Here is an 18,166-nt window from a genome sequence, read left to right on the forward strand (position 1 = left end):
CGTCGACTCGGCGCCGCGCTCCCGATGCGCCGCTTCGCTCGCGCAAACGCGTCAAAAAAGCGCGGGTTTCGGCCGTAGCGGGGAAAAGGCGTTGCGGAGCGCGGCGGTTTCGCCCACCATCGCGCCATGCCGCTCGGACCCTATCCGCCCGAACTTTTGACCACAGCGCAAATGGCGCGCGCCGACCGCCTCACCATAGAGAGCGGCGTCGCCGGCATGGCGCTGATGGAGAAGGCCGCCGCCGCCATAGCCGCGGCCGCCACCGCCTTTCTGGTGAAGACGGCAGGGCGGCGCGTGCTGGTGCTGTGCGGGCCGGGCAACAATGGCGGCGACGGCTATGTCGCCGCGCGCATATTGCGCAGCCAGCGCTTCAAGGTGCGCGTCGCAGCGCTCACGCCGCCGGACACGCTCAATGGCGACGCGCGCTTGGCCGCCGCGAGCTGGGACGGCCGCGTCGAGGACGCCGCCACATGCGATTTCAAAGGCGTCGATCTCGTTATCGACGCTCTGTTCGGCACGGGTCTCGCGCGTGATCTGGACGGGCCGACGGCGGAGCTGATCTTGCGCCTCAACGCATGGCGCGAGGAGACCAAGCAGAAGATCATCGCCATCGACATTCCGTCCGGCGTCGACGGCACCAGCGGCGCCATTCGCGGCGTCGCCGTTCAGGCCGATTCGACGGTTACTTTCTTCCGGCTGAAATGCGGGCATCTGCTGCTGCCGGGCAGGCTGCGCTGCGGTACGATCTCCTGCGCCCATATCGGCATAAGGTCGAATGTGCTGGAGAAGATCCAGCCGCAGACCTTCGTCAACGAACCCGCCGCCTGGCGCGACGCTCTGCGCCTGCCCGGCGTCGAGGGCCATAAATATGCGCGCGGCCATGCGGTGGTGGTCTCGGGCGGCGCCTCGCATACGGGCGCGGCGCGGCTCTCGGCGCTGGCGGCGCTGCGCGGCGGCGCCGGGCTCGTCACTCTGGCGACTCCGCAGGAGGCTTTCGCCATCAACGCGCCGGCGCTGACCGCGGTGATGCTGCGCGTCGCCGACGGGCCTGCCGGGCTTTCGGCGCTGCTGGAGGACAAGCGCAAGAATGTCGTCGCTCTGGGGCCGGGGCTCGGCGTCGGCGAGGCGAGCTGCGCTCTGGTCGAGACCGCGCTCGCGCCGTCGAAGGAGCGCCGCGCGGCCGTGCTCGACGCCGATGCGCTGACCAGCTTCGCGCTCGCGCCGGATCGTCTGCGCGAGGCGATTCGCGCTGCGCCGGGCCCGGTCGTGCTGACGCCGCATGGCGGCGAGTTCGCGCGGCTCTTTCACGGCCAGCGCTGGGAGCGCACGATCAGCGGCGCACCCATCTCCAAGCTCGAGCGCACGCGCGACGCCGCGCGCGATATCGGCGCCATCGTTATTTTCAAGGGGCCGGACACTGTGGTCGCCGCGCCGGACGGGCGCGCCTCCATATTGGCGGAGGCTTCGCCCTGGCTCGCCACAGCCGGTTCCGGCGACGTTCTCACCGGCATTGTCGCGGGCCTGCTGGCGCAAGGCATGGAGCCTTTCGCCGCCGCTTCCTGCGCCGTGTGGATGCACGCCGCCGCGGCGGATGATTTCGGCGCCGGCCTCATCGCGGACGATATTATCGATCGCCTGCCGGCGGCTTGGCGCCGGCTGGTTTCGATTCAGCCCTAGCTCCCTACATAGAGAGAAGCGGAAACGATGCGCGCATTCGCGCGTTTCGCCGGGGACGGCGGAGCGCGCATCGTCGTCTCGCATTCGCACGGTCGTCGCAACGACACGTTCACGCGCTTCAATGAGGATGCGCGTCTACCGACAAGAGGAGAGCTTTCATGTCCGATCTCGTTGTCATCGTCTATCCGACCGAAGCCAAGGCCGAGGACATTCGGCAGAAGCTGTTCGAGCTGCAGAAGGAATATGTGATCGAGATCAGCGACGCCGTGATCGCGGTGAAGGAGCCGAGCGGCCATGTGAAGCTGAACCAGCTCCTCAACACCACCGCGGCCGGCGCCGTGAGCGGCACCTTTTGGGGCGCGCTGATCGGGCTCATCTTCCTCAATCCGCTGCTCGGCGCGGCGATCGGCGCGGGCGCGGGCGCGCTCAGCGGCGCGCTCACCGATTACGGCATCAACGACGCTTTCATGAAGCAGCTCTCGGAGACGCTTCAGCCCGGCAATGCCGCTCTCTTCGTGCTGATCCGCAAGCTGACGGCCGACAAGCTGCTCGATGCGGTGAAGGGCACTGGCGGCATCGTGCTCAAGACATCGCTCGATCACAATAAGGAGCAGGCGCTGCGCGACGCGCTCGCCGCGCATGTGTCGACGGCGGTCGCCGCGCCTTCGACGCCTTGATTGTGCCGAAGCATCCGAGACGCTGTCAGCGCCTCGGATGCTGCACATCGGCCAGCGTGCGCAGCCGTCGTCCGGCGCCGGGGCCGGTGAAGACGTCGGCGGTTCTCACTGCGTCCGGGAAGCGTAGTCCCGTCTCCGTTTCGATTTTCGTCACCGGAACCTGAAAATTCTGGCCGGGCTCCGCGCTGTTCGGGCCTACCGGCAGCTGCTCGAAGGGAATGTTCAGAGCATAGTCCTGCTGGCTCACCATATAGGCGCTCGAGTAGAGCGCGCCCCTGCGGTCGGCGACGACCACCACCTTCCAGAAGAATTGCGGGATCAGCACGCCGCGATGCTCTTCGTCGTCGGATCGGAACAGGGGGCCGGTGAAGACGCTGGCGCGGACATCTTCCTCGTCGGTGTTGTAGAGAATGAAATTCTCGAGACCCTGCCAGAGGTCGGCGCCTTGATTGAAGCCCCAATATTGGGGCGAGCAATTGGTCCAGTGGAAGGTGTCGTCATTCGCCTGCTTGGCTTCGCGAATCGCGCCCCAAACCGGGTCCAGCCGGCGCACGAGATGGCCGCGGTCGAAATAGTTCTTCCCCGGCACGGGCTCGTTTCCATAGAGCTCGTCGCCGTTCTGCAATTCTTCCGGCAGGCGCGGGTCATAGTACCAGGCGTCGGCGCCGCGATCGAGATTGACCCATTTGGCGCCGTCTATGTTGACGGCGGTGAAGAAGGCCAGCTTACGCTTGGGGTCGCCATTGAAGACGACCGAGAAGTGCAGATAGCGCAGCACGTCGTCCGAGGCGCCGGCGATTTTGGCCGGGCTTCCGAAGCGCAGCGCATTGGGGCCGAGCGTCGGCAGGGGCGCGGCTACCGGGAGAAAATTCGGGTCATAGCCTTTTCTGCCGTCGAAATAATTGGCCGGATGCGTGCGCCGCTTCGGAGCGCGCGCCGCTTCCAGAGCAGCCGATTGCGCGACGAGGATCGCCGGGGCGCCGATGATCGGTGGGCCGACGATGCTCTGCAAGGGCTGCGCGCCCGGAAAGGGCGCAACGCCGGAGGCGTCGGCGAGCAGATCTGCGATCAGCGCGGAGCGCGGCGTCGCTGAGGATTTGACCTGCTGCTCGAGGTCGGCGAGCAGCTTGGACACACGCACGCCCTCATTGGCGATCCATTTGATCTTCTCTCCCTCGAGCCGCCGCGCCGTCGTTGCCGGGGCGGTCGATCCGTCGGCGAGCGTCCAATGCTCGACGCCATTGACGATCGTGCGTTCCGGCACGCCGGCGTGATGAAGGCAGACGACCTGCCAGGCGTCCGTGCAGACGGGCGCGCCCGAGGAGCCCGGTGCGGTGTCCGACGAATACCAGAGGAAATCGTCCTTCGAAGAATCTCTTTCGTCGCCATATTTGACGATCTTGTTCTCTCGCAGCGAAATGCGCTTCGTGCGCGCGTCTGGATGCTGGATGATCGTGACGTAATTGCCAGCGTCGATCTTGCCGGTGCGCGCGTCGAGACGCAGATAGCCGAAATCGGTGAGCGCGGCGCCGTCCTCGCTTCGCTCGGCGACGACGACGATCGTATAGTCGAGACGATTTCTCGGACTGGTGACGAAGCCGTCCTGCGGCGACAGGGCGAAGCGGGTGCTGCGGCGCAGCCGGCCCGAGCCGTCGAGCTCATAGCCGAACTCGATCGTCGCGCGCAGCGCGTCCTCGGGCGTGGGCAATATGTGATTATTGGTCAGCAGCAGGCGCGGGCCGATCAGAAAGCCCGTTCCCCATTCGCTCCCATTGCCGACGAGGGCCGGCGCATTGATGCGGCAGACCGCGCGCGCGGCCATGAGGCCGCGCTCGAGATAATTGATCTCGACGAGATCATTCGCGCCGATCAGCGCTTCATAGGCGTCGAAATCGACTCCTGCGCCAGCGCGCACGCGATGCACGATCTGGTCGACCACACGGGCGGGATCCGGCGTCGGATGCGGGGCGGCCTGTCCAGATCGGATCTGGTCGCGCAATTCGGCGTCATCGAACTTCGATTCGATAATCATTTCGAGCTCCAAATAAATTTAACGATCGATATTAGCGCGAGCTCGACGATAGATTTATGACGGAAAACGACCTCGGACGAGGTCGCTCAGGGCGCAAATCCCTCGAAGACGATCTGATCGGCGAAGGCGAGCGCCGCCTTCGCCTGCTGCGCGCTGCGCACGGTCCATGTCGTCACGGGAATGCCGAGCTCCTCGCGGCAGCGGCGCGGAATCGCATGCGGCAGATCGGCGACGTTCCAGGAGAGAAAATCCGGCCGCGTGCGCGCGACATGGGAGAATTGCGTGAGCTCCTCCCGCTGCGCGGCGGTGAGAAAGCTCCAGTCCGGCCCTTCATAAGACGCCTGCGCGACAATGCCGAGCGGCGCGCCTGCGATGCCGAGCTCGGCGAAATGCGCGCGCAATTCGGCGATCGGCGCGGGATCGAAGCTCTCGATCGCCGCTGCGCCGCGATAATGCGCGACGATGTCCGCGACATTGCGCGCGAGAGCGAGATCGCCGTCGAAACGGCTCTTGATCTCGATGAAGAGCGGAACATTTCCGCCGATCGTCGCGAGAAGATCGCGCAGCGTCGGCACGCCCTCCCGCGTTCCGCGCAAGGTGAGCCGCGCGATCTCGAAATGATTCAGCGCGTCGAGACGGCCGGTCGCATCGGTCAGTCGCTCCAATGTCTCATCGTGGAAGACGACGACCTCGCCATCGGCGCTCGCCTGCACGTCGCATTCTATCGCGTAGCCGGCGCAGGCGGCGGCGCGCGCCGCCGACAGCGAATTCTCGGCCACGCCCTTTGCGAGATCGTGCAGGCCTCTATGCGCGATCTTATGTTCCGTGAGCCAAGGATAGCCGCCGTCCGGGCTCATCGGCTACGCCAAAATCTCGAAGGTCGCGTCCACCTCCACCGCGGCGTCGAGCGGCAGCTGAGCGACGCCGACGGCGAAGCGCGCATGGCGTCCATTCTCGCCGAGCACGGCGGCGACGAGATCCGAGGCGCCGTTCAGCACTTGCGGAATCTGGCCGTAATCGGCGGCGCTATTGATGAAGCCGCCGAGCCGCAGAACGCGCAGTCTGGCGAGATCGCCGCCCGCCGCGACGCAGGCTTGCGCGAGAAGATTGAGCGCGCAGACGCGCGCCGCCGCCTGGCCGGCCTCGAGCGCGACCGATGCGCCGAGCTTGCCCTTATGCGCGGGGTCGATCACGCCGCCGGGGCCGACCGGCAATTGTCCCGAGACGAAGACGAGATTGCCGGAGCGCGTCCAGGGCACGTAATTGGCGACCGGCGCCGCCGGAGTGGGGAGGGTCAGTCCCAGCGCCTCGAGCTTTTCGAGCGGCGTCTTCACTGTGTCGGACATCGCGCTTTTCCTTTCCGAATCTCTGAAGAAATTTGCAGCTTTGCCGCCGACCGTAATTTGGCCAAGGTCGGGAGGCAATGCGTCGAGCGAGACTTCGCCTCGACATCTTGCTCGCCCGAGATAGAGTGGTCGTCAGCGCGTGCGCCGCGCCGCGACGACACCCCGGAGCGAAGATAGAGCCTCCGGCCCCTGTCGTCGTCGACGCGAAGCGCCGGGAGACGCCGGACCGTAACCAACCAAGAGCGCGACAGAGGGAGAAAGACCCCAAATGGCTCCAAAATATCTCATCGGCGCGACGCTCGCCTGCGCCTCCTTCCTCGCGCTCGCCGCCCATGCCGAGAGCGCGGCCACTGTGGCGGCCGTCGCCGGCCATCCGCAGCTGACGCCGCATCGCGCCGTCTATGATCTGACGCTGGCGCAGGCCTCGGGCAGCAAGGCGCCGACCTCGGCGCGCGGCCGCATCGCTTTCGATTTCACCGGCTCCTCCTGCGAGGGCTGGGTGCAGAATTTCCGCCAGATCACCGAGCTGCAGCCCGCCGAAGGCCCGCCGCGCCTCTCCGACATGCGCTCCGCCACTTTCGAGGCCGGCGACGGCAAGGATTTTCGTTTCCGCATCGAGACCAAGCTGGACAATGTCCAGGCCGAGGACATAGACGGCAAGGCCAAGAAGAAGACCGGCGCCGCGCTCTCGGTCGATCTCGCCCGGCCCAAGCAGTCCCAGCTCTCGCTGGACGGCGGCGCGCTGTTCCCCACCGAGCATCTGCGCCATATCCTCGCCGCGGCTCTCTCCGAGGAGCGCATTCTCGAAGCCAAGGTTTTCGACGGCTCCGGCGACGGCGAGAAGGTCTTCGACACGATGAGCGTCATCGGCCGGCCGACCAGCAGCGTCGTCACCGAAAAAGCCGCGCAGATCAAGGAGCTCGAAGGGCTCAAGCGCTGGCCGGTGTCGATCTCCTATTTCGAGCCGGGCAAGCGCGACGAGCAGCCGGTCTATGTGCTGTCCTTCGACCTCTACGAGAATGGCGTCTCCCGTGCGCTGAAGCTCGACTATGGCGATTTCGCGCTGACCGGCGAGATGACCGAGCTCGCCATTCTGCCGAGCCCGGCCAACTGCAAGATGTGAGGCTGCAGGCCGAACTCTCGAAAAAAGAAAGCCCGGCGCGGCGCGTCGGGCTTTTTCGTTTCGAAAAATCAGGCGCGGCCGGCCTCTGTCGCTTTCGGCACCTCGATCAGCTTGCCGCTCTTCACATCATAGATGAAGCCGTAGATCGGAATATTCTTCGGCGTCAGCGGATTCTCGCGGATGCGCTTCACATCCTGAAAGACGCTCTCCTCCTGCGATTCGATGGTGAGCCATTTCACGAAATGGCCCGCCGTGCAGCCGCCCCCATGCTGGGGATTGGACCATGTGGTTCCGTCGAAGGCCGCCGTCGCGAGGCTGTCGTCGAGAAGATCGGCCATCACCTCGTCGCAGAACAGCTCCATGCCGCAATCGGAATGGTGGATCACGAACCATTCGAGCGTGCCGAGCAGCTTGTGTGAGATGATCAGCGAGCGGATCGCATCGTCGGAGGCGCGTCCGCCGGCGTTGCGGATCACATGCGCGTCGCCTTCCGAAAGGCCGGCGTATTTGGCCGGATCGAGCCGCGCATCCATGCAGGTCAGTATCGCGAAGCGCCGCGCCGGCGGTAGAGCGAGCTGCGCCTTGTCTCCGAAATTCGCGACATATTTGTCGTTCGCCGACAAGACTTCCGCGAGAATCGTCATTTGTTCCTCCCATCCGGCCTTTCGCCATTCGGCTTTTCGCCGTCGGGAATTTCTAAGTCGTGGGCTTTCGGGGTCGGAAATGCAGAATTTTCATGGGCGCATGAATGTCCTGCATGACGGAATCACGCCTCCCGATAGGCGAGCAGCATCAGTCCGGCCAGAGTGAAGGCGATGGGCCAGACGATTCCGGCGATGCGCGCGCCGCGGCCTTCGAGGCGTATCTCCAGCCAGCGGGCGGAGGAGGCGAGCAGGCCGACCAGCGCCAGCGGCGTATGGGTGACCTCGATCAGAAACTCTTCCCTGATGTTGGAGAGTCCGTGCGAATGGGCGAGCAGCAGCGCGCCGCCGACGCCGGTGATGAAGGGGAAGGCGAGCGGCGCCCATTGCGCCTTCACGCGCCGCGTCCGCACGCGCCACTCGAAGATTCCGAAGCAGATGATGAGCGCGAGGAAGATGCGATGCTGCGCGATCTCGGGGTCGCGCAGGCTCTCGATGAGTCCGAGCTGGCCGAGCGGCCAGACGGCTTCGTCGGCGCGCAGAAATAGAAAGCCGGCGAGGCCGAGCATCAGCATCGGCCAATGGCGTGCGACGGGGGAAAGGCGCCGCCAATGCTCGAGCAGCGCCAGCAGCCCCATGGCGGCGACGAAGAGCCCGGCGATGTGGTGATTATATTCCGACCAGGCGATGTCCTCGGCGTTGCGCTGCGCCGCGAGGGAGGCCGTTACCGCGTCGCTCGCCTCTGTCGACGGCGTTGCATCGGCGCGCGCGGTCTGAACCTGCGGCAGCGAGATGGAGAGGGTGGAGTGATCCGGGCTCTCGAGGCGCGGCGGCCATTGTGGCGTCAGCCGCTCGACGATCTCGGCGAAGCTCACCCGGTCGCGCGTGAGATCGACGGCCGGCGGCAGCGAGGAGAGCGAGGCGGCCGCGAAAACGACCGTCCAGCCGACGCCGATCTCCACCTCCGCGAAACGGCGCAGCCGCGCAAAGGCGCCTCGATCGGCCGGAGAGCGGCGGACCGCGAGGAAATTGAGCGCGCCGAGCGACAGCAGGCCGGCGAAGAGGATGGCCTTGGCGCCCACCATCACGCCATAGGCGGCGCCGTAGAAATTCTCGACCGCGCCGATATAGACGATCGACAGGGCGACGCCGCCGGCGGCGATCATCGCCACGGCGACCGTGGAGAGATGCGAGAAGCGCAGGCCGATGGCGCGCTGCGCCTCGCCGTCCGGCGCGCGGGCCAGCGCCATGAGGAAATAGGGAATGCCGCCGATCCACAGAGCGACGCCGGTGAGATGCGCGAGCTCGGCGGCGACGAGGCCCGGCGGATTGTCGAGCCGGCTGACGGCGTGCGTGGCGCCGAGCCGGGCGCAGATCAAAGCCGCCGCGAAGGCGGCGAGGGGCAGGGGCCGCGCCGCGCCGCCGCGAATCGCAAAGGCGAGCGCGAGGGCCGGCGCCGCCGCGAGCGCATCCGCCTTCACCGCATCGGCGGTGAGCGCATCGACGAAGGAGAGCTCCAGCGCGCCGACGAGCATGGTCGCGAGCGCCGCCGCGTCGAGAGAGACGAGACAGGCGAGGACGAGCGCGCTCCAAAAGACGATTCGTCCGGCGCGCGCGGCGATGGGCTCCGCCGCCGCGCCGAGCCGCGGCGCCAGCGGCTCGGCGATGAGCAGCAGAAAGGCGACGCCGCCGACGGCGAGCGACAGCGCCCCCGAGATGGAGCCGCGCAGAATGACGCTGAGAAAGCCGTAGATCTCGATGAATTGCTGCATGGCTCAGCGGCCGACGCGAAAGGAGATGTCGCCGCGGGTAATGTGCCCGTCGACGCTCAGCACCTGCCAATGCAGCCGATAGGCGCCGCGCCGAAGATCATGCAGCCCGGCGCGCAGCTCATCGGCGGCGCCGCCTTCCAGCAGTGGAAGCATAGTTCCATGCATGTCCGGCGAGATCAGCAGCAGCCGCGAGCGGCGCGCGTCTATCCGACAGTTGAATCTCAGCTCCACATCGAGATCGGGTCCAAAGACGATCTGCGCTTCGCGCGGCGTCGATTCCGAGAGGACGGCATGCGCCTGCGCAGGCCTCGCTCCTTCGATCCAAATTGCCGCCGCGGCCCCGCCGATCGCCAAGACGATATCACGCCCCCTCATTCCAGCCCTGCGCTCCTTTGTCATCGCCGGCGGCGGGACAATAGCGCGGGCGGCCAGATAGCGCGCGGCTTTTTTGCGGGCGCCCCGCCGCGTTGACCGGCGCGCGCGCCGCGACTAGCCTGCCCGCCGCAGCATGAGGATCGATGCAAATGACCGCGCCAGACAGACTTTCTCCCACCCGCTCGTTCCAGGGCCTCATTCTGACCCTGCAGAATTTCTGGGCGGCGCAGGGCTGCGTCATTTTGCAGCCTTACGATATGGAGATGGGCGCGGGCACGTTTCACCCCGCCACCACTCTGCGGGCGCTCGGCCCCAAGCCCTGGAAGGCCGCCTATGTGCAGCCGAGCCGGCGCCCGAAGGACGGCCGCTATGGCGAAAACCCCAATCGGCTTCAGCACTTCTATCAATATCAGGTGATTCTGAAGCCCTCGCCGCCGGATCTGCAGTCGCTCTATCTCGCCTCGCTGGCGGCGATCGGCGTCGACGCGAAGCTGCATGACATCCGCTTCGTCGAGGATGATTGGGAGAGCCCGACGCTCGGCGCCTGGGGATTGGGCTGGGAATGCTGGTGTGACGGCATGGAGATCTCGCAATTCACCTATTTTCAGCAGGTGGCGGGCTTCGATTGCGCGCCCGTCGCCGGCGAGCTGACCTATGGGCTCGAGCGGCTCGCCTGCTATCTGCAGGGCGTCGATTCGATCATGGAGCTGAATTTCAACGGCGGCGACGAGGACAAGGTCACTTACGCCGATGTGTTCCTGCAGGCCGAGCAGGAATATTCACGGCATAATTTCGAGGCCGCCGACATGGAGAAGCTGTTCTCCGACTTCCGCGCCGCCGAGGCCGAATGCCGCAAGCTGCTCGCCTTTGGCGACAAAGGCGAGGGCGAGCGCCATCTGATGGCGCTGCCCGCCTATGATCAATGCATAAAGGCCAGCCACGCTTTCAATCTGCTGGATGCGCGCGGCGTGATCTCCGTCACCGAGCGGCAGAGCTATATTCTGCGCGTGCGCGAATTGGCGCGCGCCTGCGGCGCCGCCTGGCTGCGCACGGAAGGCGGCTCTGCGGCGGCCTAGACCGAAGGACCATCTCCACGAACACGAATGGTTTGACAAAAGTTCCTTTTATGTTCTAATTTTGTTCTTGTCTTTCTTCGAGGCCTTTCGTGAGGGGCGTCATGTTCGTGGTCGATCGAGTCCAGGACCGGGGCAGAAGGCCGGCGGCCGAAGCATCGGTCATTCGCGGAGGCGGATTGGCCGCACTACATGCGACGCCGCTGCGCGAGCGCTTCTATTCCTGGCGCGCGGGCCGCGGCGAGCGCTATGTCTGCACGATATTTTCGGCGGAAGAGGAGGCGCTGGTGGCGGGCTTCGCCCGCGCCGTCGTCATCGGCGTAGCGCGCGAGGGCGCGGAACGCCGGCCGGTCTGCGTGCTCTCGACCGAGGAATTCGATGCGCCGAGCGGCCGTCTCGCGCGCGCGGCGGCCGTCGCTCTCGGCGTGAACGAATGGCATGTGCGCTTTTGCGCGCTGCCGGTCGAGGTCGCGCGCCACCTCGCCAAAGCCTTGCTGAACTGAGCTTTCTCAGGCGCTCTCGGCGAGGGAGGCCGTCGGCGCCGAAAGCCGGCGCACGATCTCGGCGAGCGCCGGATCGTGAATGTCGAGCTGCTGAAGATGCTCGTGCGTGTTACGGACGTAGGAGGGATTGTCGCCCGAGGCGCCGACGCCGCCCTCCACGAGCCGCGTCATCTCGTCGATCGACAGGCGTCCGGCATATTGCTCGTGAGCGCGATCGACGATGAAGGCGAGCGCGCGGGCCGAGCCGCCCTCGGCGAAGCGCAGTCCCACATTGCGCTCGATATAGACAGACGTCACCAATTCGCGGGCGCGCAGATAGGCGACCGTCTCCTCGCGCGCCGCTCCGGCGACGCGAAAGGCGACGCCGAGGCAGGAGCCGCCATAGTCGAGGCCGAGCACGAGGCCCGGGCGTTCTCGCGTTCCGCGGTGGACATGGGAGAAGACGCAGAGCGATCGGTGGTAGCCATGCACCCAGGCGAGGGCGCTTTCGAGAAATTCGAAACCCGGCCGCCACATCAAGGAACCATAGCCGAAGACCCAGAAATCGCCGTCCATCGTCGCCATCGATCGTAAGCCTCTCCTTTCGCGCTTTCCCTTCGATTCGGCCGCCCGCTAGAGCTTATCGCGTCTCGCCAGGCCTGCGCCGCTCACAGCCTGTGATCCTCGATCGTCGCCAGCAGCAGCACGACGATGCTCCACACGATGGCGAAGCCGAGGAAGATCAGCAAGGGGTAAGTCAAGCGGTGCGGATAGCGGGAAATCTCCGGCGCCGCCGGGGGAACGAAGACGGTCAAATAGATGCTCTGCCGATTGGCGCGCAATTGCGCGCGATCGAGATCGGCCTTGGAGAGCGCATAGAAGCGCTCGGCGAGCGCCTTGCGAACCTCGAGCTCCTCGAACTTCGCCAGAATTCCAGCCACGGTGGAGGTGGAGGAGCGCGCGCCGTCATTGGAGGTGAGCTTGCTCTTCAGCTCCTTGATCTGCTTCTCGGCGGAGGCGAGCTGCTCGCGCAGCACGCGCACTGTCGGCGCATCCGGCGATAATTCATGTCCGGCGACGAAAAGCTCGCTCTCGAGCTTGATCTTCTGGGCGACGAGTGGCGCCAGCAGCTTGCCGATCTCGGTTCCGGTCAGGCTCGGGTCGATGACGCCGAACTCGTCGCGGAACTTGTGCAGATCGGACAGCGTCGCCTGCACCGCCTCGAAAGCGCGGCGCACGTCTCTTTCCGCCATTGCTGTGGCGTCACGGCGCGCGCGCTCGGAGATGCGATTGACCAGCGCCTCGCTCGCCGCGACGATGGCGTTGGCGAGCGCATAGGCGTCCTCCTTGCGGAAGGCGCGGACATTTACGGTGACGAGGCTGGAATTGGCGTCGACCGTGGTCTCGACCATGGACTGCCAATAGTCGGTCAGCTGCTCCATCGTGGCGTTGCGGCGCAGGCGCGCCCAGAAATCGGCCTCCGGCCGGCGGTAGAGGGCGCGCAGATCGAGCTTGGCCAGCACATCGCCGACGATCGCGCGGCTGCGGATGTAGCTCGTGACGATATAGGCGTTCTGCCCGGACGGCGTGAAGGTGAAGGCCGCCGATTCGCCCTTGGGCGTCGCGACGGCCTCCAGCTCGATCGCGCGCACCGCGAAACGCGTCTCGACCGCGAATTGGTCGGAGGCGAGAAAGGCGAAATAGACCGACGCCACGAAGGACGGAATGATCACGAAGGCGATGAAGCTCAGCCAGAGTGGCGGAATGCGCGTGCGGCTCTCGAGCGCGCGATTGGCCTCCGTCGCGATTCGCTCGACCTGGTCGACGATCTGACGCGCGGTCTCGGGCGCATTGGCGAGCGGCCGCAGCCATGCGGCCGGAACCAGCGAGCGCGTGGGCTTCGGCTCCAGCTTCGGATCCATCCGCGAGTGGAGGCGCTCGTCGTCGAGCGGCGGCCTGGTCTCGATCATCGGCGCCCGCCGGCGATCCGCGCCCGCGTCGGCGCGCGCTTTGCCGCGTCAGAAATCTTCGTCAAAAGGCCTCCTCGATCGCCGCTTTGGCGGTTTGGTAGATTTCGAGGTCCTGCTCGAGCAGCAGATCGACCTCCGGCAGCCGGCGCAGCTCCCGCGCCAACTCGCCGACCGCCGCGAAATGCGGCAGCGTCGGCAGAACGCCGGGCTCTATGTCGAGCAGGGCCTCCACTTCCTCGAGAAAACGGTCCTGACTCTCCCGCAACCCGACCACGGAAAAGCTGGCGAGAGCGGCGAGCGCCTTGGCGACGCCGTTCTTGGGCGGCGGCTCGTCCAGCGCCTCGGAGGCGAGCTGCCGCGTCAGCGGATTGGCGAGCGCGCCGATGACGTCGCGCGGCATCGAGTCGAAAGCGCGCCGCAGGCCGGAGCCGTCCGGCTCGATCTGCTGCGCGAACTCGATCGCCCGCTGATAGGTGAGCATATCGCGCGGCCCCAGCAGCTCCTCGCCGAAGCGCGAGACATGCTTGAGCGTCAGCAGCCGCTCGGCGAGCTCGAGATAGGGGTCGTGCATCAGGATGATGGAATTGAACTTGTCTTGCAGATAGTTGGAATAGCTCGAGAAGGTCAGGCGGCCGCTCACATAGAGCGAGTTGACGTTCTCCAGCATGAAGACCTGCAGCGCGGTCTCGCGTCCATGCCGCTCCACGCCCTTGTGGAAGAACTGAAATCTATGCTCGACCTTCTCGTCCAACCGCCACAGCGGAAAGAGATGCGTCTCCAGCCGAAACACGCGGCGATGCGTGACCTCCGAGCCATTGCGCCGACGGTAGATCATGATGCCGGATTCGGCGTCGCGAATCTCGAGGCTCTGATTCGACACGAGGTCGGGAACGATCGAGCTGTCGACGGTGAAGCCGCACAGGCCGGTGGCGTGACGGCCGGCGGCCACCAGCGACGGCCGCGCTTCGCGGCAGGGCAGCTCCGCGATCTGAATGCCGCTCTGAGTGATGCGTAGCGTCGGCGAGGCGGTATAATCGTCTGGAACGACATAGCCGACGATCTGGTCGCCACGGTCGGCTTCTATGTTGAACAACATGAGCCCAATTCCGTTTCCGGCCTGTCTCGCTCTCGCCGGCGTCCTTCAGCGCCCGTCTCGGGCCGGGAGCCGATCGTCGAATCGGCCGCCGCGCGCGCCACCTCGGCGCGCTGTTTCGCATATGGTCGAGCGCGTCTCAAGCGCTCGGGCTCCCGGCGGCGCCACGCCTCTCATAGCCTATTGCTGCGCTGCGGGAAACCGCATGCTGCATTGCGGCGAAAAATCGCAAAATCACCCTTTTTCCGTCAGATTTCCGACATCACCACCAGCCCCGACCCCAATAGCCGCCGCGCGGCCCATAGCCGTAGGGATAGTCGTAGCGGGCGGCGCGTCGATCGGCCGAGCGGTCGAGATCCACCTGCATCAGGCATTTGGAGAATGGATCGGTCCCGGGCCGGAAACCATAATTTCGGCAGCGGAACTCATCGGCGGCGCGCTGCTCGGCCAGGCTCGTGGTGTTGCAGGCCCCGACGAGGAGCGCCGCGGCCGCCGCGAGCAGCAGCTTGGTGATCGGCATGTCGTCCTCCTATGGGCGTTCGGCGAATGATCTTTGCAATATAGCCGAGGCCGCGGCTCTTATCGAGAGGCCTCCGCGCCGCGTTTTCGGCCTTTGCGGGAGGAAAAAACCTTTTCGCGACGAATTTATTGCGGGATGCGTGCGGTTGCGGCTATCGTTCGAAAAAGGGCCGCGGTCGCTCTGCGCGCCGCCGGACGAGAAGCGAGGAAGTTTTGCTACGCACGCCGAAATATGAGAAGGGAGCCGGCGCTCAGCCCGCCGGAGCCGAGAAGATCGTGGCGGCGCGCCAGGACGACGGAGGCGGCGGGCGGAACATGGCCACCGAAAAAAAGCCGACGACGATCAAGAAATACGCCAATCGGCGTCTCTATGACACGGGCACGAGCACTTACGTCACGCTCGAGGATCTCGCGGCAATGGTCAAGCGCGGCGAGGATTTCGTCGTCTGCGACGCCAAGACGGGGGAGGACATCACCCGTCCCGTGCTGACGCAGATCATCTTCGAGCAGGAGGGCAAGGACGGCCAGAGCCTGCTGCCGATCGCTTTTCTGCGCCAGCTCATCCGCTTCTATGGCGATTCGATGCAGATGCTGGTGCCGAGCTATCTCGAGTTCAGCATCGACCGGCTGACGCGCGATCAGCAGAAATTCCGCGATCAGGTGTCGCAGGCGCTCGAAGGCGCGCCTTTCGGCGAGCCGACTCGTCAGGCGTTTCAGTCGCTCGAGGAGCAGGCGCGCAAGAATATGGCGGTGTTCCGCCATGCGCTGACCATGTTCAACCCCTTCGGCCTGCCTACCGAGCCGCCCGCCGCCTCCACCGAGACGACAGTGGCCGCCGCCGAGCCGCCACGCTCCGATCTCGACGAGATGAAGCGCCAGCTCGACGAGCTGAACAAGCGCATCGATCAATTGTCGACGAAGGGCGGCTGAGCCGCGCTTCGGGCGCGCCGCGAAGCCCTGGCGCCGCTCAGGCGCGCCGGGAGAGGTTCTGCGACTCGCCCGGCGCCGCGACCACCACGGCCGAGCCGAACAGCGAGCCCTGGAAGTAATCGACGCCCCAGCCTTGCAGCAGCTGCGCCGTCTCCTCATCCTCCACCCATTCCGCGACGATCTTCAGGCCGAGATGCCGCGCGAGATCGGTGAGCGTGCGCACGAAGAAGCGATCATCCTGCGATTTGATGATGTTCTGGATGAAGACGCCGTCGATCTTGACGAAGTCGAAGTCGAGCAGGCGCAGATTGCGGAAGGATGTGTGACCCGCGCCGAAATCATCCATGGCGAATTTGATGCCGAGGCGCTTGCAGTCGGTGATCAGCTGCCGTGTCTTGTCGAAATCGTCGATCAGCGTCGTCTCGGTGATCTCTATGGTGAGGCGATCCGCGACGCCCGGATAGAGTCGCGTGGCGTTGGCGAGCCATTCCGGCCATTCGGGATCATGCAGCGTGGCGACCGAGGCGTTGACCGAGATCCGCAGCGACGGATCGGCGCGCAGCTGCGTGAGCGCCAGCTCCAGAACGCGCTGATCGAGAAGGCGCACCAGTCCGGATTTCTCCGCGATGGGCAGAATGTCGCCGGGCACGACGATAGAGCCGTCGGCGAGCCGCACGCGCAGCAGCGCCTCGTAAAAGGCCGTATGGCCGGTCTGCGCCTGGACGATGGGCTGAAAGGCCAGCTCGACGCGGCGCTCGTTGAGCGCGGAAACGACGCTGTCGGAAATCTGCAGCGCATGCAGCCGCCCATTGTCGCGCGCCAGCGAGGTGGCGTAGCAGACGAGCCGATGCGCATTGCGCTGACGCGCCGCGTCCAGCGCCTCCTCGGCGTGCTGGAACAGCACGGCCGGCGATCTTCCATCACGCGGCGCGACGACGGCGCCGATGCGCGCCGACACGGAGATCGCGCCGACCTCGGTCGTGAAAGGCGCTTGGGCGATCACCTCGATGAGCCGCTGGCCCGTCGATTTGGCCTGCTCGACGTCACAATTCTCCAGCAGCACGGCGAATTTATTGCCGGCGTAGCGCGCGACGAGATCATTGACTCGAACATTGGTCCGCAGCCGTGAGGCGAGGCCGACAATGATCTCGTCGCCGGCGTCATAGCCATAGGTGCGATTGAGCGCGAAGAGATTCTCCAGCGCGACGAGCAGAATGGCGAAAGGCTTGCGCATCTTCTCGGGCTGTCCGAGCAGGCGCAGCGAATGTTCCGCCAGAAGCGCGCGGCTCATCGCGCCGGTGAGCGCGTCGAATTGCGCGCTGCGGGTCATCCGGCGCTCCATCTCGTGGCGCTCGGTGATGACGCGCACGACGCCATGGGCGCGGCACGGGCGGCCGTCGCGGCCGGCGAACCATTTGCCGCAATCCTCGATCCACACCAGCGGGCCGCCACCGGTCTCGCGCGGCGGCGCCAGCGCATAGATGGCGTTGAAGAGCACGCCATTGCCGTCGTCGCTGCCGGTGGTGGTGACGATGGCGTCGAAGCGCGATGTCGCGCTCTGCGCGCCGAGCCGCTCGCCATAGGCGCGCCCGCTCGAGAGATCGATATCGGCGAAGCCCGGCAGCACCTCGGCGAGATTGTCGCCCCAAGCGAGCCGATCGGTCGCAATGTCCCACGTATAGGCGAGCATGCCGATCGAGGCGAAAATGTCGCGCGCATCCGGTCCCGCGGGCTGGCGCGGCTCCGCGGTCGGAGCGGGCGCTGCGGGGGAGGAGGCCGGCGCCTGCAATCCCGTGGAAACCGCCTTATCGGCGAGATGGCGCAATTGCATCGGTTGGGCCTGATCGAACGAATACGGATGCAGCGAGTATTGGGGGCCAAAAGTAAACGGGTCGTTTAGCGGGCCGGCGCGGCTCTGCGGGCGCGCGACGCGCCGCATCGGCCGGCGCGCGAGGATCGCCCGTTTTCGCTCATTCGCGACCCGAAATCGGCGTGATTCGGGCTATTCCGCGCTGTCTTCGCGCAGCGGAGAAAAATCCGCGGAGGCCAGCTCGAAGCGGGAGAACTCGAATCCCGGCGCGACCGTGCAGCCGACGAGCGTCCACGCGCCGAGGCTGCGCGCGCTCTGCCATTGATCCGCCGGCACGACGATCTGCGGCTGCTCGCCCTGCGTCACCCGCGCGCCGAGAATATGCCGCGCGCTCGTTGCGCCCGTCGCGGAAATGTCGAGGGCGAGCGGCGCGCCAGCGTAATAATGCCAAATCTCGGCGGCGTCGACGCGATGCCAGGCGGAGACCTCGCCCGCGCCGAGCAGATAATAGATGGCCGTCGAGGCGGCGCGGCCGTCCGCGACCGCGCGGGAATCACGAAAGGTCTCGCGGTAGAAGCCGCCTTCTGGATGCGGCGAGAGGGAGAGCAGCCGCGCGACGTCGGCGGCCGAAAGGCTCGTATCCATC

At 66.0% G+C, this 18,166-nt stretch carries 18 protein-coding genes; 6 read left to right on the forward strand and 12 right to left on the reverse strand.

Features of this window, described 5'->3' with window-relative positions; genetic code table 11:
• Positions 1-126 precede the first annotated feature (126 nt).
• Complete coding sequence (locus tag GYH34_RS09480; RefSeq protein ID WP_161913359.1) at positions 127-1,677, forward strand: NAD(P)H-hydrate dehydratase; 1,551 nt, start codon at positions 127-129, stop codon at positions 1,675-1,677.
• 158 nt (positions 1,678-1,835) lie between these two features.
• A complete protein-coding gene (locus tag GYH34_RS09485; RefSeq protein WP_026599014.1) occupies positions 1,836-2,354 on the forward strand; it encodes a DUF1269 domain-containing protein in 519 nt (172 codons plus the stop codon).
• A 25-nt stretch (positions 2,355-2,379) separates the two neighbouring features.
• On the opposite strand, the gene GYH34_RS09490 is transcribed toward GYH34_RS09485, so the two are convergent.
• The 3 genes from GYH34_RS09490 to GYH34_RS09500 all read right to left on the reverse strand — a co-directional run bounded on the left by GYH34_RS09490 (position 2,380) and on the right by GYH34_RS09500 (position 5,732).
• Positions 2,380-4,386 (reverse strand): DNA/RNA non-specific endonuclease, encoded by a 2,007-nt coding sequence (locus tag GYH34_RS09490; protein ID WP_161913360.1) that lies wholly within the window; start codon positions 4,384-4,386, stop codon positions 2,380-2,382.
• An 86-nt stretch (positions 4,387-4,472) separates the two neighbouring features.
• Positions 4,473-5,243 carry a glycerophosphodiester phosphodiesterase family protein gene (locus GYH34_RS09495; protein WP_161913361.1) on the reverse strand — a complete coding sequence of 257 codons (771 nt, stop codon included), beginning with the start codon at positions 5,241-5,243 and terminating at the stop codon, positions 4,473-4,475.
• A 3-nt stretch (positions 5,244-5,246) separates the two neighbouring features.
• Positions 5,247-5,732, reverse strand: coding sequence for a RidA family protein (locus tag GYH34_RS09500; protein ID WP_161913362.1), 486 nt, complete (start codon positions 5,730-5,732; stop codon positions 5,247-5,249).
• A 268-nt stretch (positions 5,733-6,000) separates the two neighbouring features.
• Between GYH34_RS09500 and GYH34_RS09505 the strand changes: the two genes are divergently transcribed.
• Positions 6,001-6,855, forward strand: a complete 855-nt coding sequence (locus GYH34_RS09505) for a cell envelope integrity EipB family protein (protein ID WP_161913363.1) — start codon at positions 6,001-6,003, stop codon at positions 6,853-6,855.
• Positions 6,856-6,923: 68 nt separating this feature from the next.
• Here the strand turns inward: GYH34_RS09505 and GYH34_RS09510 are convergent, their stop codons facing one another.
• The 3 genes from GYH34_RS09510 to GYH34_RS09520 all read right to left on the reverse strand — a co-directional run bounded on the left by GYH34_RS09510 (position 6,924) and on the right by GYH34_RS09520 (position 9,643).
• The gene (locus GYH34_RS09510; protein WP_161913364.1) at positions 6,924-7,499 is read right to left on the reverse strand and encodes a carbonic anhydrase; all 576 of its coding nucleotides are present in this window, start codon (positions 7,497-7,499) and stop codon (positions 6,924-6,926) included.
• A gap of 122 nt (positions 7,500-7,621) precedes the next feature.
• Positions 7,622-9,268, reverse strand: a complete 1,647-nt coding sequence (locus GYH34_RS09515) for a CopD family protein (protein ID WP_161913365.1) — start codon at positions 9,266-9,268, stop codon at positions 7,622-7,624.
• Between the two features lie 3 nt (positions 9,269-9,271).
• Positions 9,272-9,643, reverse strand: a complete 372-nt coding sequence (locus GYH34_RS09520; RefSeq protein ID WP_161913366.1) for a copper resistance CopC family protein — start codon at positions 9,641-9,643, stop codon at positions 9,272-9,274.
• 149 nt (positions 9,644-9,792) lie between these two features.
• Here GYH34_RS09520 and GYH34_RS09525 point away from each other — a divergent pair, with 149 nt between their 5' ends.
• Positions 9,793-10,719, forward strand: coding sequence for a glycine--tRNA ligase subunit alpha (locus GYH34_RS09525; protein WP_161913367.1), 927 nt, complete (start codon positions 9,793-9,795; stop codon positions 10,717-10,719).
• A gap of 176 nt (positions 10,720-10,895) precedes the next feature.
• Positions 10,896-11,219, forward strand: coding sequence for a hypothetical protein (locus tag GYH34_RS09530; RefSeq protein ID WP_161913368.1), 324 nt, complete (start codon positions 10,896-10,898; stop codon positions 11,217-11,219).
• A 6-nt stretch (positions 11,220-11,225) separates the two neighbouring features.
• On the opposite strand, the gene GYH34_RS09535 is transcribed toward GYH34_RS09530, so the two are convergent.
• The 4 genes from GYH34_RS09535 to GYH34_RS09550 form a co-directional block, all read right to left on the reverse strand.
• Positions 11,226-11,783 (reverse strand): gamma-glutamylcyclotransferase, encoded by a 558-nt coding sequence (locus tag GYH34_RS09535; RefSeq protein WP_161913369.1) that lies wholly within the window; start codon positions 11,781-11,783, stop codon positions 11,226-11,228.
• Between the two features lie 83 nt (positions 11,784-11,866).
• Entirely contained in the window at positions 11,867-13,168 is a 1,302-nt protein-coding gene (locus GYH34_RS09540; RefSeq protein ID WP_161913370.1) for a capsule biosynthesis protein, read from the reverse strand.
• 61 nt (positions 13,169-13,229) lie between these two features.
• Positions 13,230-14,264: a hypothetical protein gene (locus GYH34_RS09545; protein WP_024880525.1), complete on the reverse strand. Its 1,035-nt coding sequence runs from the start codon at positions 14,262-14,264 to the stop codon at positions 13,230-13,232.
• Between the two features lie 259 nt (positions 14,265-14,523).
• On the reverse strand, positions 14,524-14,781 hold the full coding sequence (locus tag GYH34_RS09550; protein ID WP_161913371.1) for a hypothetical protein: 258 nt from the start codon (positions 14,779-14,781) through the stop codon (positions 14,524-14,526).
• Positions 14,782-15,095: 314 nt separating this feature from the next.
• Between GYH34_RS09550 and phaR the strand changes: the two genes are divergently transcribed.
• Positions 15,096-15,710, forward strand: a complete 615-nt coding sequence (phaR, locus tag GYH34_RS09555; protein ID WP_161914964.1) for a polyhydroxyalkanoate synthesis repressor PhaR — start codon at positions 15,096-15,098, stop codon at positions 15,708-15,710.
• 37 nt (positions 15,711-15,747) lie between these two features.
• On the opposite strand, the gene GYH34_RS09560 is transcribed toward phaR, so the two are convergent.
• Positions 15,748-17,541, reverse strand: a complete 1,794-nt coding sequence (locus GYH34_RS09560; protein ID WP_161913372.1) for a bifunctional diguanylate cyclase/phosphodiesterase — start codon at positions 17,539-17,541, stop codon at positions 15,748-15,750.
• Between the two features lie 171 nt (positions 17,542-17,712).
• Positions 17,713-18,165, reverse strand: coding sequence for a cupin domain-containing protein (locus GYH34_RS09565; protein ID WP_161914965.1), 453 nt, complete (start codon positions 18,163-18,165; stop codon positions 17,713-17,715).
• Between the last annotated feature and the right edge of the window lies 1 nt (position 18,166).

The organism is Methylosinus sp. C49 (assembly GCF_009936375.1).
GTDB lineage: Bacteria > Pseudomonadota > Alphaproteobacteria > Rhizobiales > Beijerinckiaceae > Methylosinus.

Coding starts and splice junctions, on each gene's coding strand:
- GYH34_RS09480 (WP_161913359.1), top strand. CDS start 127: ATGCCGCTCGGACCCTATCCGCCCGAACTTTTGACCACAGCGCAAATG.
- GYH34_RS09485 (WP_026599014.1), top strand. CDS start 1,836: ATGTCCGATCTCGTTGTCATCGTCTATCCGACCGAAGCCAAGGCCGAG.
- GYH34_RS09490 (WP_161913360.1), bottom strand. CDS start 4,386: ATGATTATCGAATCGAAGTTCGATGACGCCGAATTGCGCGACCAGATC.
- GYH34_RS09495 (WP_161913361.1), bottom strand. CDS start 5,243: ATGAGCCCGGACGGCGGCTATCCTTGGCTCACGGAACATAAGATCGCG.
- GYH34_RS09500 (WP_161913362.1), bottom strand. CDS start 5,732: ATGTCCGACACAGTGAAGACGCCGCTCGAAAAGCTCGAGGCGCTGGGA.
- GYH34_RS09505 (WP_161913363.1), top strand. CDS start 6,001: ATGGCTCCAAAATATCTCATCGGCGCGACGCTCGCCTGCGCCTCCTTC.
- GYH34_RS09510 (WP_161913364.1), bottom strand. CDS start 7,499: ATGACGATTCTCGCGGAAGTCTTGTCGGCGAACGACAAATATGTCGCG.
- GYH34_RS09515 (WP_161913365.1), bottom strand. CDS start 9,268: ATGCAGCAATTCATCGAGATCTACGGCTTTCTCAGCGTCATTCTGCGC.
- GYH34_RS09520 (WP_161913366.1), bottom strand. CDS start 9,643: ATGAGGGGGCGTGATATCGTCTTGGCGATCGGCGGGGCCGCGGCGGCA.
- GYH34_RS09525 (WP_161913367.1), top strand. CDS start 9,793: ATGACCGCGCCAGACAGACTTTCTCCCACCCGCTCGTTCCAGGGCCTC.
- GYH34_RS09535 (WP_161913369.1), bottom strand. CDS start 11,783: ATGGCGACGATGGACGGCGATTTCTGGGTCTTCGGCTATGGTTCCTTG.
- GYH34_RS09540 (WP_161913370.1), bottom strand. CDS start 13,168: ATGATCGAGACCAGGCCGCCGCTCGACGACGAGCGCCTCCACTCGCGG.
- GYH34_RS09545 (WP_024880525.1), bottom strand. CDS start 14,264: ATGTTGTTCAACATAGAAGCCGACCGTGGCGACCAGATCGTCGGCTAT.
- GYH34_RS09550 (WP_161913371.1), bottom strand. CDS start 14,781: ATGCCGATCACCAAGCTGCTGCTCGCGGCGGCCGCGGCGCTCCTCGTC.
- phaR (WP_161914964.1), top strand. CDS start 15,096: ATGGCCACCGAAAAAAAGCCGACGACGATCAAGAAATACGCCAATCGG.
- GYH34_RS09560 (WP_161913372.1), bottom strand. CDS start 17,541: ATGCAATTGCGCCATCTCGCCGATAAGGCGGTTTCCACGGGATTGCAG.
- GYH34_RS09565 (WP_161914965.1), bottom strand. CDS start 18,165: ATGGATACGAGCCTTTCGGCCGCCGACGTCGCGCGGCTGCTCTCCCTC.